We start from the raw sequence: 15,431 nt of genomic DNA on the forward strand, positions 1-15,431 counted from the left end.
GGATGCCACGATGGGGTTCTCTAGGGTTTCCTGGATGGGTTCTCGGTTGCGTCTTTTGCCAGCTGGGCGCGGATCGCGGCGACGGACTCGGCGACGATGCGCTCGACGCCGAGCTGGCCGAGCGCCGCCGTCGCCCGCGTCGGATCGCCCGACACGCCGCCGCCCTTGCCCGCCTTCGCGCCGGCCGTCAGCAGCTCGGTACGCACCAGGGCCGGATCGAGCGCCAGGCTCAGGGACGTATCGGCCAGGCCGGCATGCAGTCCGATCTCGGCATCGCCATGGCCGCGCCGCTTCAGTTCCGCTACATAGCTCGTCTGGGTCGCCTCGTAATAGCCGAGCAGAGCGTGAACGCGGCAGTCCCCAATCCGGTTGACCCGAACCGCTGCCTTTTCCTCGTTCTTCTGGTAGCCGCCGTGGTCGCCCAGGAAGAACACTTCGCGTATGCCATGCCGGCAGAAGCTGCGCGCCGTGGCTTCCAGTACCGCCTCGAAGGCGCTCTCCGGAACCGAAACCGTGCCGGCGAAGCGCATGTGGCCGCTTGGGGGCGTGATCGATCCTTCCGGGACGTAGGCGACGACGGGCGCCACCAGCGTGTTGCCGAGGCTTTGCGCGATGCGGCCGGCCAGCAGGCGGGCGCGGACGTTGTGCTTGCCGAGGGCGATGTGCGGGCCGCTTTGTTCCAGGCCGCCGATCGGGACCAGGACGGTGGTGGCGCCTTTGACGATGCGGGCTTGCAGTTCGGGCGAGGTCAGGTCTTCGACGTAGACGCTCGCGGGTTCGCGCGCGGCTGCCAGGCCGGAGGCGGCCAGTGTCCAGGCAAGGATTGCGGCGGCAAGCGCCTTGCGCCGCCGGCGATAGTGCGGGTGAAGCATCGAGCTTGATTCCTTGACCATTTTCGGCGCGCGAAGCATGGCTTGCTGCGCGTCATCACTTTGCGATTGTAGAGCAAGCGCTCGGGGAACATCCGGTCTCGCGCAGGATTTGACCGAACCTGTTGCAAACGTGCATTCCACTCGCATCGGACGCACATCGGACATCTTGCTATGAACACAAATGCCCCCATGTGCTTCGGATGAACGACCGCGCCCCCGCCCAGCAGCTGCAGCACGACTTCCACCCCGCCGTGGCCCGCTGGTTCGCCGCCAGCTTCCCGTCGGCCACCGAAGCCCAGCTGCGCGCCTGGCCGCTGATCCAGGCCGGCCGCCCGACCCTGGTCGCGGCGCCTACCGGTTCCGGCAAGACCCTGACCGCCTTCCTCGCCGCGATCGACGCGCTGGTGCGCGAGAGCGAGGATGGCCAGCTGCCCGACGAAACCCAGGTGCTCTACGTCTCGCCGCTGAAGGCGCTGTCGAACGACATCCGCGTCAACCTGCAAGGCCCCCTGGAGGGCATCGACGAGCATCTGAAGGCCATGGGCCTGCCGCCGCACGGCATCCGCACCGCCGTGCGCACCGGCGACACCACCACGGCCGAGCGCAACGCGATGAGGAAGCGCGCGCCGCACATCCTGGTGTCGACGCCGGAGTCGCTCTACGTGCTGCTCGGTTCCACCAGCGGACGCAATATGCTCAGGACCGTGCGCACCGTGATCGTCGACGAGATCCACGCGGTGGCCGGCAGCAAGCGCGGCAGCCACCTGGCGCTGAGCCTGGAGCGGCTGGATGCGCTGTGCGGGCGGCGCGCGGTGCGGGTGGGTCTGTCGGCCACCCAGCGGCCGCTGTCGCTGGTAGCCGATTTCCTGGTCGGCCGCGCCGGCGAGGGTGGCAACGATGCGTGCGCCGTCGTCGACGTCGGCCACGTCCGGGCGCGCGACCTGGCGCTGGAATTGCCGCCGGTGCCGCTCGAAGCCGTGATGCCGAACGAGGTCTGGGAGCGCGTCTACGACCGCATGATGGAACTGAGCGTGCTGCACCGGACCACGCTCATTTTCGTCAACACGCGGCGCATGGCCGAGCGGCTCGCGCGTCACCTGGGCGAGCGCCTCGGCGCCGAGCACGTCGCCGCCCACCACGGCAGCCTGGCCAAGGAACACCGGCTCGACTCCGAACAGCGCCTGAAACGGGGCGAACTGCGCGTGCTGGTGGCGACGGCCTCGCTGGAACTGGGCATCGACATCGGCGACGTCGATCTGGTCTGCCAGGTCGGTTCGCCGCGCAGCATCGCGGCTTTCCTGCAGCGCGTTGGCCGCTCCGGCCACAACGTCGGCGGCACGCCCAAGGGCCGCCTGTTTCCGACTTCGCGGGACGACCTGATCGAATGCACCGCCCTGCTCGACTGCGTGCGGCGCGGCGAGCTCGATGTGCTGCGCATCCCGCGCGCGCCGCTCGACGTGCTGGCCCAGCAGATCGTGGCCGAAGTGGGCAGCCAGGAGTGGCGCGAGGACGCGCTGTACGCGCTGGTGCGGCAGGCCGCGCCCTACGCCGGCCTCGAACGCGGCAAGTACGACGCGCTGCTGCGCATGCTGGCCGAGGGTTACACCACCCGCAACGGCGTGCGCGGCGCCTACATCCACCGCGACGCCGCCACCGGCTCGGTGCGCGGACGGCGCGGCGGCAAGCTGGCGGCCGTCACCTCGGGCGGCACGATCCCCGAGAACGCCGACTACACGGTGCTGCTCGAGCCGCAGGGCCATTCGGTCGGTACGGTGAACGAGGACTTCGCCGTGGAGAGCCTGGCCGGCGACGTCTTCCAGCTCGGGAACACGTCGTACCGCATCATGAAGATCGAAGCCGGCAAGGTGCGCGTGGAAGACGCCGGCGGCGCGGTGCCGAACATCCCGTTCTGGCACGGCGAGGCGCCGGGGCGCAGCGACGAATTGTCGATGGGCGTGGCGCGCCTGCGGGCTGAAATCGAAGCCCGATTGGCGCGCAGTTCAGGTGAATCTGCGCTCGATGCGGGCGTCGACTGGCTGATGGAACACCTGGGGCTGAACGAGGACGCGGCGCGCCAGATCGTCGACTACCTGGCCCGTTCGCGCGCGGCGCTCGGGGCCCTGCCGACCCGCGACACGCTGGTGATGGAACGCTTCTTCGATGAATCCGGCGGCATGCAGCTGGTGCTGCACACGCCCTACGGCAGCCGCATCAACCGCGCCTGGGGCCTGGCGCTGAGGAAGCGCTTCTGCCGCACTTTCAACTTCGAGCTGCAGGCCGCGGCGACCGAAGACGCGATCATCCTCTCGCTCTCGACCAGTCACAGCTTCCCGCTGGACGAAGTCTGGCGCTACCTGAAGGCCGCCACCGCCGAGCCGATCCTGGTGCAGGCGCTGCTCGATGCGCCGTTGTTCAACGTGCGCTGGCGCTGGAACGCGACCACGGCCCTGGCCCTGCCGCGTTTTGCCGGCGGGCGCAAGGTGGCGCCCCAGCTGCAGCGCATGAAGAGCGACGACTTGCTGGCCTCGATCTTCCCCGACGGCGCGGCCTGCCTGGAAAACATCGTCGGCGAGCGCGAGCTGCCGGACCATCCGCTGGTCGAACAGACCCTGGACGACTGCCTGCACGAGGCGATGGATTCCGACGGCTGGCTGGCCCTGCTGCGCCGCATCGAGAACGGCGACATCCATCTGGTGGCGCGCGACCTGCCGGCACCCTCCCCGCTGGCGGCCGAAATCCTGAATGCGCGGCCCTACGCCTTCCTGGACGACGCGCCACTGGAAGAGCGCCGCACCCAGGCCGTGATCAACCGGCGCTGGAGCGATCCCGCCTCGACGGACGACATGGGCGCGCTCGACCTCGATGCGATCGCCGGCGTGGCCGAGGAAGCCTGGCCCGCCGCCCGCAACGCCGACGAGGTGCAGGAAGCCCTGGTGGCGCTGGCGCTGGTGACGCAGCAGGAAGCGCGCGCACGCGAAGGCTGGGCGCTGTGGCTGGAGGAACTGGCCGAGGCCGGACGCGCGACGCGCCTGCGCCGCGATGATCTCGGCCTGCAGGCCTGGGTCGCACTCGAGCGCCTCGATTGCATGCTCGCCGCCTATCCTGGCGCGCAGACCTCGCCGCAACTGCACATCCCCGCCAGCCACCGCGGCAACGACGGTGCCGACTGGATCCGCGACGATGCCTTGCGCGAGCTCGTGCGCGCGCGCCTGAGCGGCTTCGGGCCGCGCCCCCTTGCGCAGATCGCCGCCGACCTGGCCCTGCCTGAATCGGGCGTGGCGATCGCCCTGGCCGCGCTGGAAAGCGAAGGCTACGTCATGCGCGGCCGCTTTACGCCGGGCGTGGAGGAGGAAGAATGGTGCGAACGCCACCTGCTGGCGCGCATCCACCGCTACACCATCAAGCGGCTGCGGCGCGAGATCGAGCCGGTGGAACTGCGCGACTACATGCGCTTCCTGTTCGACTGGCAGCACCTGAGTCCCGACACCCAGTGGCAGGGCGAGGAGACGCTGCCCCTGCTGCTGAACCAGCTCGAAGGCTACGAGGCCGCCGCCGGCGCCTGGGAAGACGACCTGCTGCGCCTCCGGCTGCGCGACTATTCGATGCTCTGGCTCGACGAGCTGTGCCGCGCCGGCAAAGTGGTCTGGACCCGCATCGACGCGCCGCGCGCCGCCGCCGGCGGTCCGGTGCGCGGCACCCCGATCGTGCTGCTGCCGCGCCGCCAGGCGGGACTGTGGCATGCGCTGCCGCAGCCGGCCGGTCCGCCCGCGATCTCCCCGCGCGCGGACAAGGTGCTGCAAACGCTGCGCCGGCATGGGGCGATGTTCTTCGACGAGCTGCAGTTCGATGCGCGCATGCTGCCGGTGGAACTGGAGGCGGCGCTGGGCGAGCTGGTGGCGACCGGTTTTGTGAACGCCGACAGCTTCGCCGGCCTGCGCGCGATGCTGCTGCCGCAGGCCAAGCGCGCCAGCAACGATCGAAAAAAACGGCGCGGCGCCGGCCCGACGATGGAGGAAGCGGGCCGCTGGGCGCTGGTGCGGCGCGCGGAGCCTGAAGAGGAGTCGAGCGCGCCGCCGCGCCGCCGCAAGCTCGATCCCGAGACGCTGGAACACGTCGCCATGACCCTGCTGCGCCGCTACGGCGTGATGTTCTGGCGCCTGCTGGAGCGCGAAGCGGCCTGGATGCCGTCCTGGCGCGAGCTGCTGCCGGTCTACCACCGCCTGGAAGCGCGCGGCGAGATCCGCGGCGGCCGCTTCGTGGCCGGGTTCTCGGGCGAGCAGTTCGCGCTGCCGGAAGCGATTCCGCTGCTGCGCGAAGTGCGCCGCCGTCCGCTCGACGGTGCGCTGGTGCTGATCTCCGGCGTCGATCCGCTGAACCTGGCCGGCACCCTGCTGCCGGGCGAAAAGGTGCCGGCGCTGGGCGCCAACCGCATCCTGTTCCGCGACGGGGTGCCGGTCGCCACGGTGGTGGCCGGGAAGATCGGCTACCTGATCGATCCCGGCGCCGAGCGCGACCTGCTGCACGCGCGCCTGGTCGGCCGCCAGTTCTAGCACGGGACGGCGCTATTTCGGCGTGGTGGCCGCGGCGCAGTCCGGATAGGTCGTCAAAGGCGTCTGCGCCTTCCAGTACGACGCGCGCCAGAAGCAATAGGAATCGAAGTCGCCGTGTTCCTGCGGCCCCATCCCGGCTGCGCCGATCGGGAAACGCGTCAGATAGACACGCTTGCGCACCGGCTCCGGGAACACGTCTTCGGCGGTACGCACGATGTTCCACCAGCCGCCCACCGTGCGGTCCTTGAAGGAATTGACTTCGCCGAAGATGTTGTCGATCCAGTGCAGCAGGCTGCCGCGCGGGACGAAATCGAAGAACTCGTTTTCTCCGATCTCGCGGTAGGGATCGAGGCTGAGGTTGTAGAACTCCGAGCGGTCGTTGCCGGGCCGGCGCATCCACGGCACGACGCCGTTCTCGACGTCCTTGATGCGCGCGGCCGCGCCCATGAACACGACCTTGTCGATCGCCAGCGCGGGATGGCGCGCCAGGATGTTGTTGACCACGATCGCGCCCATGCTGTGGCCGATCAGGGTGATCGGCACGCCGCGCAGGCTCTCGTCGTTGATCCAGTCCTTCAGGAAGCGCGTGACGGCGGTATCGGCCAGTTCCCTGGTCTCCGGGACAAAGGCCGCCGGCACGCCCGGCATGGCCGCCGCCCGCGCGGCCGGTTCGAGTTCCTCCCAGCTGCGTTTCGGCTGGCGGCCCTCGTAGGCGATGGGTTTGCTCAGCACCAGGTCGGTACGGCGCAGCATCGAATCCCAGGCGCCGCTGCCGAAACCGTCGACCACCGGCGCGCTCAGGAGCTTGACGGGATTGAGGATGGTCCAGTAGCTGGCCCCCACGCCGCGGTAAGGCGGCTTGTTGCTGACGTTGATCTGCAGATGGTCCAGCACGCGGATGCGCTGATCGTATTCGAGCTCGACGCTGCGCGTGTACCAGGTGGTGACGCTGAGCGGGTCGGCCACGGTCCGGTACCAGGCGGTCGGGATGTTGACGATGGAGCGGGCGGCGTCGCCGATGACGACGATCGGCGAAGTCAGCAGCGCCTGGCGCGGCTTGTATTCGCCGGTGCGGATGCGGAACAGGTGGTCGAAATAATTCGTGTAGCCGCCCGAGTTCCAGCCGACGAAGAGCGCGTACTGGCCCTCGCGCAGCATGTCGGCGCTGAAGGCGGCGGCGCGGGCCCAGGCGGAGTCGGCGCGGTTCAGGCCGCCATGCACGAAGATGGTCAGGGCCAGGTTCGGCCTGGCCACGCGTTCGCGCTTGAAATTGGCGATGATGCGGGCGCTGTAGGCGTCGTCTTTTCCGGCGAGCGTGGGATCCTGCACCGCCGATGCCGAGGGCGGGCTTGGTGCCGCGCCCGGCTTTTCCTGCAGTTCGCCATGCTGGTCGATGTAGATCGCGTGCAGGTTGGGATCGACCGGCGGCGTGCCGGGACGCGGCTGGGGGCCGGCGGCGCAGCCGGTGAGGAGCATGACTGGAACCAGGCACAGGATGGCAAAGGATTTGGGCATGGCGGCACTCCACTCTGCGGCGACATCGCTGCCAACGACGCTACCAGCATCGCGACCCTGCACGGCAGCGCACTGCAGGGCGCGTTGCTCCTGTGCGGATTTTCGCGTGCAGGCGCTGTCCCAGCCGTCGATCGCGGCGGCGTGGACTGCCACGGTTGTCTGTCGTCTGACCATGAGCCAGCGTATAATCGGCTCGCCCGCCGGGCACCGCACCTATTTCGACCACCATGACCCCATCCACGCCTCCCGTCACTCCATTGAAGCGCCATCGCAACCTGGCCCAGGGCGTCGTCGCCCACCTGACCGACAGTATCAAGGGCGGCAGCCTGAAACCCGGCGACAAGCTGCCGACCGAATCGGAAATCATGCGCCTGCTGGGCGTGAGCCGCACCGTGGTGCGCGAAGCGATCTCGCACCTGCAGGCAGCCAGCCTGGTCGAGACCCGGCACGGCATCGGCACCTTCGTGATCGAACCGCCGGCCGCGCCCATGGGCCTGGATCCGGCCACGGTGGTGACGATGCGCGACGTGCTGGCCCTGCTGGAGCTGCGCATCAGCCTGGAGACCGAAGCGGCGGGCCTGGCCGCCGGGCGCCGCAGCGACGAACAACTCGCCCAGCTGCGCGCCGCCCTCGACGGTTTCGAACAATGCGCGCGCGCCGGCCAGGAGACGGTGGCGGCCGACATGGCCTTCCACCTGCAGCTGGCGCAGGCCTCGGGTAACCGCTACTTCCACGATATTTTGAGCCACCTCGGCACCAACATCATCCCGCGCGCGCGCCTGAATTCGGCGCGCATCGCGCAGGACGATCCCGCTCACTACCTGGAACGCGTGATCGGCGAGCACGAGGACATCTACGGCGCGATCGCGCGCCGCGACGCCGAGGGGGCCCGGGCGGCGATGCGTACGCACTTGAGCAATAGCCGGGAGCGTTTGCGCAAGGCGCAGGAGGCGGCCGAGGCCTGATCGGCGCCTGCCTCCATTCTTGCTTCGTCAACGCGTGGAGTCAGGACTCCACCCTACGTCCAGCCACGAATCGTAGGGTGGAGTCCCGACTCCACGCGTTTGCATTGCCGGCATCCACGCGCCGTAAAGAAAACAAGTTAACGCTTCAGTTCGAAGGGTGGGCACTGTTGCCGCGCGGTCGACCGTCCGCACACCGCACGGCGTCATCACAGGATCGCGCCCCGCGCACGTAGGGTGGAGTCCCGACTCCACGCATTCGCACGGCCGGCATCCACGCGGCGTAAATCCCACATCAATCGCTTCAGACCGCTTGCCAACTCCAATCTTAGGTTGTACGATGACTGATAACTGGTGAGGCAGGAGACGGCCTCATCCTCTCAACCCGACCTGAAAGCCATGACCATGTTCACTCCACAAGACGTCAAACAGATCCTCTCCTCCGGCCTGCTCTCCTTCCCGATCACCGACTTCGACGCGAACGGCGAGTTCAAGGCGGACACCTACGCCCAGCGTCTGGAGTGGCTGGCCCCCTACGGCGCGACCGCCCTGTTCGTGGCCGGCGGCACCGGCGAGTTCTTCTCGCTGACGCCTGAGGACTACACCCAGGTCGTGAAGGTCGCCGTCGAGACCTGCCGCGGCAAGGTGCCGATCCTGGCCGGCGCCGGCGGCCCGACCCGCATGGCGATCAAGTACGCGCAGGAAGCCGAGCGCCTGGGCGCCCACGGCATCCTCCTGATGCCGCACTACCTGACCGAAGCGAGCCAGGACGGCCTGGTCGAGCACGTGGCCGCCGTTTGCGCGTCGGTGAAATTCGGCGTCGTCGTCTACAACCGCGACCGCTGCAAGCTGAACGCGGCTTCGCTGCTGAAGCTGGCCGACCGCTGCCCGAACCTGATCGGCTTCAAGGACGGCCTGGGCGAGATCGAAACCATGGTCACGATCCGTCGCAAGCTCGGCGACCGCTTCACCTACCTGGGCGGCCTGCCGACCGCGGAAGTGTATGCCGCGGCCTACAAGGCGCTGGGCGTGCCGGTGTACTCCTCGGCCGTCTTCAACTTCATCCCGAAGACCGCGATCGAGTTCTACGAAGCCGTCCGTACCGACGACCACGCCACCCAGGCGCGCCTGATCGACGACTTCTTCCTGCCTTACCTGGACATCCGCAACCGCAAGGCCGGCTACGCCGTCTCCATCGTCAAGGCGGGCGCCGCGATCGTCGGCCACCCTGCAGGCCCGGTGCGCGCCCCGCTGACCGACCTGACCGGCGAGGAAACCGAACAGCTGGCGGCCCTGATGGCCAAGCTCGGCCCGCAATAAGCCGGACCGGCACGACTACCGGCGCGCCACGGCTGGCACAGGCCCTGGCGCGCCTTTCTTTATCCGAAGAGGAGAATCATCTTGACCATCACTATCAATGGCGACCTGCTGATCGGCTCGAGCGCCCTGCAAGGCAGCGCCGCGGCCTTCCGCGCCGTCAATCCCGCCACGGGCGAACAGTTCGAACCGGCCTTCGGCTCCGGCACCGCCCTGGACGTGGAACGCGCCTGCGAACTGGCGGCCGAAGCCTTCGACAGCTACCGCAACACCAGCCTGGAAGTGCGCGCCGCCTTCCTCGAACTGGCGGCCCAGAACATCCTCGACCTCGGTCCGCAGCTGATCGAGCGCGCGATGCAGGAATCCGGCCTGCCGCAAGCCCGCCTGGAAGGCGAGCGTGGCCGCACCGTGAACCAGCTGCGCCTGTTCGCCAAGGTCGTGCGCGACGGCCACTTCCTCGGCGCCGCGCTGGATTCGGCCCTGCCGGAACGCACGCCGCCGCGTCCCGACCTGCGCCTGCGCAAGATCGGCCTCGGCCCGGTTGCCGTCTTCGGCGCCAGCAACTTCCCGCTCGCGTTTTCGGTGGCGGGCGGCGATACCGCCTCCGCGCTGGCGGCCGGCTGCCCGGTCGTCGTCAAAGCCCACGGCGCACATCCCGGCACCTCGGAACTGGTGGGCAAGGCCGTGCAGGCGGCGGTCCAGGCCAGCGGCTTGCCGGAGGGCGTGTTCTCGATGCTGCACGGCGACGGCCGCACCATCGGCCAGGCCCTGGTCGCGCATCCGGCGATCAAGGCGGTCGGTTTCACCGGTTCGCGCCAGGGCGGCCTGGCGCTGGTGCGCACCGCCGCCGCGCGCGCGGAACCGATTCCCGTGTACGCCGAAATGAGCAGCATCAATCCGCTGTTCCTGCTGCCGAACGCGCTTGCCGGGAAGGCGGCGCAGATCGGCGCCGGCTTCATCGATTCGCTGGTGCTCGGCGCCGGCCAGTTCTGCACCAATCCGGGCCTGGTGGTCGCGCTGGAAGGCGCGGCGCTGGACGGCTTCCGTGAAGCCGCCGCCACCGCTCTTCAAGGCAAGGTCGGCAGCACCATGCTGACCCCGGGCATCCACGCCGCCTTCAACAGCGGCGTCGAGAAGCTTGGCAAGGAAGCGGGCGTGAGCCTGGTGGCGCGCGGCCAGTGCGGCAGCACCGTCTGCGCCGGCCAGGCCGCGCTGTTCGAGACCGACGCCGCCAACTTCCTCGCCAACCCGGCGCTGGAAGACGAGATCTTCGGCTCGTCCTCGCTGATCGTGCGCTGCGCCAGCCTGGAGCAGTTCACGCAAGTCGCCGAGCACCTCGATGGCCAGCTGGCCGCGACCATCTTCCTGAACGAGGCCGACAAGGACGCGGCCCAGGCATTGCTGCCGGTACTGGAACGCAAGGCCGGCCGCATCCTGGTCAACGGTTATCCGACCGGCGTCGAAGTGTCGCATGCGATGGTGCACGGCGGACCTTTCCCGGCGACTTCGGACAGCCGCACCACCTCGGTGGGCGCGAGCGCGATCGACCGCTTCCTGCGTCCGGTGAGCTACCAGGACCTGCCGGGCTGGCTGATTCCGGAGGCCCTGCAGGACGCCAATCCGCTGGGGCTGCATCGCATCCGCAACGGCGAACTGCTCAAGGCCTGATCGCGCCTACGGCGGAAGCAAGGCGGTGGCGGCCGCGGCCAGGACTGCCTTGCTCAATTCGTCGAGGAGGCTCGAGGCCGCCCGCGCATGCTGCCAGTACAGGGGGACGTCGAGCGGCGTGTCCGCCACCAGCTCGACCAGCGTGCCGTCGGCCAGCTGGGGCGCGATCAGCGCCTGCGGATGCATGCCCCAGCCCATTCCCGCCAGCGAAGCGGCCACGAAAGCCTGGGTCGACGGCAGCGTGTGGCGCGGCAGTTCGACGTGGCGGTGGCACAGGCGCCGCGCCCAGCGCGCCTGCAGCTCGTCCTTGGTATTGAAGACCAGGCTGGGCGCCTCGGCCAGGCTCCCGGCGCCGACGCCGTCGGCAAACCATCGTTGCATGAATGCGGGACTGGCCGCCGCCAGATAACGCATCGACCCAAGCGCGCGGCTGTTGCAGCCCGACGCGGGCCGCGCCACGCCGGTCACCGCCGCCACCACTGCGCCGCTGCGCAGCCATTCGCCCGTGTGGTCCTGGTCGTCGACCGCCACTTCCATCAGCACCGGCTGCTGCGCGGCGAAAGCTGCGATCGCCGGCGCCAGCCAGGTCGCCAGGCTGTCCGCATTCACCGCCACCGGCAGCCCCACGCGCGCGGTGCCGCCCAGTTCGAGTCCGGGCAGCGTGCCGCGCAGGTCCTGTTCGAGCAGGCGCACGCGGTCCACGTGCTGGCACAGGCGGCGCCCGGAATCGGTCGGACGGCAGGGCTGGTCGCGGATGACCAGGGCGCAGCCGACGCGCTCTTCGAGCTGGCGGATGCGCTGCGAGACTGCGGAAGGCGTCACGTGCAGCGCATGCGCCGCGCGTTCGAAACTGCCTTCGCGCACGACGGCGGACAGGGCGGACAGGGCGGCGTAATCGAGCATGGTTTAGGTACGCTTTAAGCTTGTGAAGGAAAGATAGTTTGCCTTCATCGAGGCAGGGTGACAAGATCTGCGCATGACTACCTTTCCACTGACACCTCTTTCATTTTCCGTCTTCCTGCAAGGCCTGCTGCTCGGCTTCGGCCTCATCGTCGCAATCGGCGCCCAGAACGCGTTTGTCTTGCGCCAGGGCCTGCGCCGCGAACATGTCGGCAGCGTCGTGCTGTTCTTCGCCCTGGCCGACGCCGTCCTGATCGGCGCCGGCGTGCTCGGCATGGGCCAGGCGCTCGGCCAGAGCCCGCTGCTGGCGCGCACCCTGGCCCTCGCCGGCGCCCTGTTCCTGGGCCTCTACGGCTGGCGCGCGTTGCAACGCGCCGGCCAGAGCAACCGGCTCGAAGCGGCAGGCGGCAGCGTACGGCTCGGCCGCGGCGCGGTGCTGGCGCAAGCCGCCGCCTTTACCCTGCTCAACCCGCACGTCTACCTGGATACGGTCCTGCTGGTCGGCAGCATCGGCGCCCAGCAGCCACCGACCCTGCGCGCCTGGTTCGTGCTCGGCGCCAGCAGCGCAAGCGTGGCCTGGTTCAGCCTGCTGGGCTTCGGCTCGCGCCGCCTGGCGCCCCTGTTCGCCAGGCCGCTCGCCTGGCAGGTGCTCGACGGCCTGGTCGGGCTGACCATGTTCGCGCTGAGCGCCATGCTGGTGCGCCACGCCCTGTTCGGCTTCTAGGCGCGCCCATGTACATCAACCGGCACCACCGCTTCGACGGTGAAGACGCGATGCGCGCACTGGTCGAGGCCAATGCGCTGGGGACCTGGGTGCTCGCGGGCCAGCAGGAGATCGTGGCCAACCACATCCCCTTCCTGCTCGAGCGCGAACGCGGACCGCACGGCAGCCTGGTCGGCCATGTGGCGCGCGCCAATCCCGTGTGGCGCCTGCTCGATGCGCAGGCGCCGTCTCTGGTGATCTTCCAGGGGCCGCAAGCCTACATCACGCCGAACTGGTATCCGGGCAAGGCGGAACATGGCAAGGTCGTGCCGACCTGGGATTACGCGGTGGTGCACGCGCACGGCGCCGCGCGCGCCGTCGAGGACCGCGACTGGCTGCTCGACATGCTGCGCCGCCTGGGCGCAACCCACGAGGCCGGCCAGCCCAGGCCCTGGACGCTCGAGGATGCGCCGCCCGGATATATCGACAAGCTGCTGCGCGCGATCGTCGGCATCGAGATCCGGATCACCCGGCTCGAAGGCAAGCTCAAGGCCAGCCAGGACGAAGACGTGCAGGACAGGATCGGCACCGTACACGGCTTGCGCAGCCTGGACTGTCCGAACGCCACGGCCATGGCCGAGCTGGTCGAGCGCGGCTTGCCAACGAAAGCGCGCTGAGCCGCAGCCGCCCGCGCTGGCGCAAACCCGCTGTCGGGCACGGGAACCAATCGCGGCTCGGCAGCGTCGCACCCGGACACTCAACGGGACCCGGCGCGCGCGATGCATCGATTCGACACCGAACGGACCACTGGCGCGGCCGCCGGACCGCAGCCCCTGCTCGGCCTGCGCGACACCGTCGCCCTGATCGTCGGCGTCGTGATCGGCGCCGGCATCTTCAAGGCGCCGGCCATCGTCGCCGGCCTGTCCGGCAGCGCCGAGGGCATGTTCGGCATGTGGATCCTGGGCGGCCTGGTCTCGCTCGCCGGCGCCCTGTGCTATGCCGAACTGGCCACCTCCTGCGCCCATCCCGGCGGCGATTACCACTTCCTGCGCCGCGCCTACGGCCGCCCGGTCGCCTTCCTGTTCGGCTGGGCGCGCTTTTCCGTGATCACCACCGGCTCCATCGCCCTGCTCGCCTTCGTGTTCGGCGACTACATGCAGCAGGCCTGGCCTTTGCCCGGACTGCCTGCCGCCTGGGGTCCGGTCGCCTATGCCGCCGCCGTGATCGCCATCCTGTCCCTGGTCAACCTGCGCGGCCTGCGCAGCGGCGCCGCCGCGCAGAGCTGGCTGACGCTGGCCGAAGTGGCCGGCCTGCTGCTGATCGCGCTGGCGGCGGCCGTGTTTGCCGATCCGGGGCCTGCCCTGTCGCCTTCGCCTCCCGCCACCGGTCCGCCGGCCTCTTTCGGCATGGCCATGGTCTTCGTCCTGCTCACCTACGGCGGCTGGAACGAGGCGGCCTACATCAGCGCCGAGGTGCGCGACGGTCCGCGCAACATGGTGCGCGCCCTGACGCTGTCGATCCTCCTGATCACGACGCTCTACCTGCTCGTCACCTGGGCCTGCTGGAAAACGCTGGGGATGGCCGGCATGGCCGCGTCCGAGACGCTGGCGGCGGACGTCATGCGGCGGACCATGGGCAGCGCGGGCGAGAAGACGATCTCGCTGCTGGTGGCGATCTCGGCCCTGACTTCGATCAACGCCACCATGATCGTCGGCGCCCGCTCGAGCTATGCCATGGGCCTCGACTGGCAGCGCCTGGGCCCCTTGAGCGCCTGGGACGGCGAGCGCGGCACGCCGGCGGCCGCCATGCTGGTGCAGTGCGCCGCCGCCCTGCTGCTGGTCGGGCTGGGCGCGGCCTTCGGCAGCGGCTTCAAGTCGATGGTCGAGTTTACGGCGCCCGTGTTCTGGCTGTTCTTCTTGCTGGCCGGGCTGTCGCTGTTCGTGCTGCGCCGGCGCGAACCCGCACTCGCGCGGCCGTTCCGGGTGCCCCTGTTTCCGCTGCTGCCGCTGCTGTTCTGCGGCGCCTGCGCCTGGATGCTGTGGTCCAGCCTGTCGTATGTGTACAGCCAGCAGCTCGGCGGCCTGAACGCCGCATGGATCGGCGTGGCCGTGCTCGCCATCGGCCTGCTGCTCCTGCCCTGGCTGCATACCCGGCCCGAGCAGGCGCCCTGAGCTTCCACTTTTCCTAGGAGATTGCCGATGAATCCGCTCATTCGCCGCCGCACCCTGCTCACCCTCGGCACCGCGGGCGCCGCCGGCGCCGGCCTGCTGCCGCTGCCCCTGCTGGCCCAGACGGCCACCGCACCCGCACTCGACGTGCCCTACGTGCCCACGCCCCAGGACGTAGTCGAACGCATGCTGCAGATGGCCAAAGTCGGCAAGAACGACGTCCTGTTCGACCTCGGTTGCGGCGACGGGCGCATCGTGATCACGGCCGCCAAACAGCACGGCGCGCGCGGCACCGGCATCGACCTCGATCCCGAACGCATCGGCGAGGCGCGCAAGAACGCCGAACAGGCCGGCGTCGCCGGCCGCGTCGACTTCAAGGTGGCCGACCTGTTCGAGACCGACGTCTCGGCGGCCTCGGTGGTAACCCTGTATCTGCTGCCGAACGTCAACACCCGCCTGCGTCCGCGCCTGTGGCAGCAGCTCAAAGTAGGTGCGCGCGTGGTTTCGCACGCCTTCGACATGGGGCCGGAATGGCCGCCCGAAAAGACCGAGACCGTCGACGGCCGCAGCATCTATTACTGGACCATCAAGGCGGCGCACAAGAAGGCGGCCAAGGCCTGAGCGCCGAGGGTACGCCATCTCCCGGAGGGCAGAACTGCAGGGCCAGGCCGGGCCAGGCGGGCGCAACGGCACAGCCGGCGCGCTGCCCGGTGGCGGGTTCTGGTATCGTGACTCCAAACATTTGCGGGGCGCATGCCACGCCGGCCAGGGCCGGG

Annotated in this window: 11 protein-coding genes; 8 read left to right on the plus strand and 3 right to left on the minus strand. The window is 69.4% G+C overall.

Annotation, left to right across the window (positions count from 1 at the left end; translation table 11 throughout):
* Positions 1–20: 20 nt before the first annotated feature.
* Positions 21–872, minus strand: a complete 852-nt coding sequence (locus ACFPQ5_RS10500) for a creatininase family protein (protein WP_379754641.1) — start codon at positions 870–872, stop codon at positions 21–23.
* A gap of 200 nt (positions 873–1,072) precedes the next feature.
* Between ACFPQ5_RS10500 and ACFPQ5_RS10505 the strand changes: the two genes are divergently transcribed.
* Positions 1,073–5,422, plus strand: a complete 4,350-nt coding sequence (locus tag ACFPQ5_RS10505) for a DEAD/DEAH box helicase (RefSeq protein ID WP_379754644.1) — start codon at positions 1,073–1,075, stop codon at positions 5,420–5,422.
* A gap of 12 nt (positions 5,423–5,434) precedes the next feature.
* On the opposite strand, the gene ACFPQ5_RS10510 is transcribed toward ACFPQ5_RS10505, so the two are convergent.
* Positions 5,435–6,937 carry a hypothetical protein gene (locus ACFPQ5_RS10510; protein WP_379754647.1) on the minus strand — a complete coding sequence of 501 codons (1,503 nt, stop codon included), beginning with the start codon at positions 6,935–6,937 and terminating at the stop codon, positions 5,435–5,437.
* Positions 6,938–7,164: 227 nt separating this feature from the next.
* On the opposite strand from ACFPQ5_RS10510, the gene ACFPQ5_RS10515 reads away from it, so the two are divergent.
* The 3 genes from ACFPQ5_RS10515 to ACFPQ5_RS10525 all read left to right on the plus strand — a co-directional run bounded on the left by ACFPQ5_RS10515 (position 7,165) and on the right by ACFPQ5_RS10525 (position 10,884).
* Positions 7,165–7,902, plus strand: coding sequence for a FadR/GntR family transcriptional regulator (locus ACFPQ5_RS10515; RefSeq protein WP_379754650.1), 738 nt, complete (start codon positions 7,165–7,167; stop codon positions 7,900–7,902).
* Between the two features lie 402 nt (positions 7,903–8,304).
* Positions 8,305–9,219: a 5-dehydro-4-deoxyglucarate dehydratase gene (gene kdgD, locus ACFPQ5_RS10520; RefSeq protein ID WP_379754652.1), complete on the plus strand. Its 915-nt coding sequence runs from the start codon at positions 8,305–8,307 to the stop codon at positions 9,217–9,219.
* Positions 9,220–9,306: 87 nt separating this feature from the next.
* On the plus strand, positions 9,307–10,884 hold the full coding sequence (locus ACFPQ5_RS10525; protein WP_379760073.1) for an aldehyde dehydrogenase (NADP(+)): 1,578 nt from the start codon (positions 9,307–9,309) through the stop codon (positions 10,882–10,884).
* A gap of 6 nt (positions 10,885–10,890) precedes the next feature.
* Here ACFPQ5_RS10525 and ACFPQ5_RS10530 read toward each other — a convergent pair whose 3' ends face one another.
* On the minus strand, positions 10,891–11,787 hold the full coding sequence (locus ACFPQ5_RS10530; protein ID WP_379754655.1) for a LysR family transcriptional regulator ArgP: 897 nt from the start codon (positions 11,785–11,787) through the stop codon (positions 10,891–10,893).
* Between the two features lie 73 nt (positions 11,788–11,860).
* Between ACFPQ5_RS10530 and ACFPQ5_RS10535 the strand changes: the two genes are divergently transcribed.
* The 4 genes from ACFPQ5_RS10535 (at position 11,861) to ACFPQ5_RS10550 (ending at position 15,276) form a co-directional block, all read left to right on the plus strand.
* Positions 11,861–12,508, plus strand: a complete 648-nt coding sequence (locus ACFPQ5_RS10535; protein ID WP_379754658.1) for a LysE/ArgO family amino acid transporter — start codon at positions 11,861–11,863, stop codon at positions 12,506–12,508.
* Positions 12,509–12,516: 8 nt separating this feature from the next.
* Positions 12,517–13,164 carry an FMN-binding negative transcriptional regulator gene (locus ACFPQ5_RS10540; protein ID WP_379754661.1) on the plus strand — a complete coding sequence of 216 codons (648 nt, stop codon included), beginning with the start codon at positions 12,517–12,519 and terminating at the stop codon, positions 13,162–13,164.
* 102 nt (positions 13,165–13,266) lie between these two features.
* Positions 13,267–14,658, plus strand: a complete 1,392-nt coding sequence (locus ACFPQ5_RS10545) for an APC family permease (RefSeq protein WP_379754664.1) — start codon at positions 13,267–13,269, stop codon at positions 14,656–14,658.
* A 27-nt stretch (positions 14,659–14,685) separates the two neighbouring features.
* A complete protein-coding gene (locus ACFPQ5_RS10550; protein WP_379754667.1) occupies positions 14,686–15,276 on the plus strand; it encodes an SAM-dependent methyltransferase in 591 nt (196 codons plus the stop codon).
* Positions 15,277–15,431 lie beyond the last annotated feature (155 nt).

It is taken from the genome of Massilia suwonensis (assembly GCF_042655665.1).
Classification (GTDB): Bacteria; Pseudomonadota; Gammaproteobacteria; order Burkholderiales; family Burkholderiaceae_D; genus Telluria; species Telluria suwonensis.

Bases quoted from the DNA above. Each gene is read 5' to 3' on its own strand.
- ACFPQ5_RS10500 (WP_379754641.1), bottom strand. From the start codon at position 872: ATGCTTCACCCGCACTATCGCCGGCGGCGCAAGGCGCTTGCCGCCGCA.
- ACFPQ5_RS10505 (WP_379754644.1), top strand. From the start codon at position 1,073: ATGAACGACCGCGCCCCCGCCCAGCAGCTGCAGCACGACTTCCACCCC.
- ACFPQ5_RS10510 (WP_379754647.1), bottom strand. From the start codon at position 6,937: ATGCCCAAATCCTTTGCCATCCTGTGCCTGGTTCCAGTCATGCTCCTC.
- ACFPQ5_RS10515 (WP_379754650.1), top strand. From the start codon at position 7,165: ATGACCCCATCCACGCCTCCCGTCACTCCATTGAAGCGCCATCGCAAC.
- kdgD (WP_379754652.1), top strand. From the start codon at position 8,305: ATGTTCACTCCACAAGACGTCAAACAGATCCTCTCCTCCGGCCTGCTC.
- ACFPQ5_RS10530 (WP_379754655.1), bottom strand. From the start codon at position 11,787: ATGCTCGATTACGCCGCCCTGTCCGCCCTGTCCGCCGTCGTGCGCGAA.
- ACFPQ5_RS10535 (WP_379754658.1), top strand. From the start codon at position 11,861: ATGACTACCTTTCCACTGACACCTCTTTCATTTTCCGTCTTCCTGCAA.
- ACFPQ5_RS10540 (WP_379754661.1), top strand. From the start codon at position 12,517: ATGTACATCAACCGGCACCACCGCTTCGACGGTGAAGACGCGATGCGC.
- ACFPQ5_RS10545 (WP_379754664.1), top strand. From the start codon at position 13,267: ATGCATCGATTCGACACCGAACGGACCACTGGCGCGGCCGCCGGACCG.
- ACFPQ5_RS10550 (WP_379754667.1), top strand. From the start codon at position 14,686: ATGAATCCGCTCATTCGCCGCCGCACCCTGCTCACCCTCGGCACCGCG.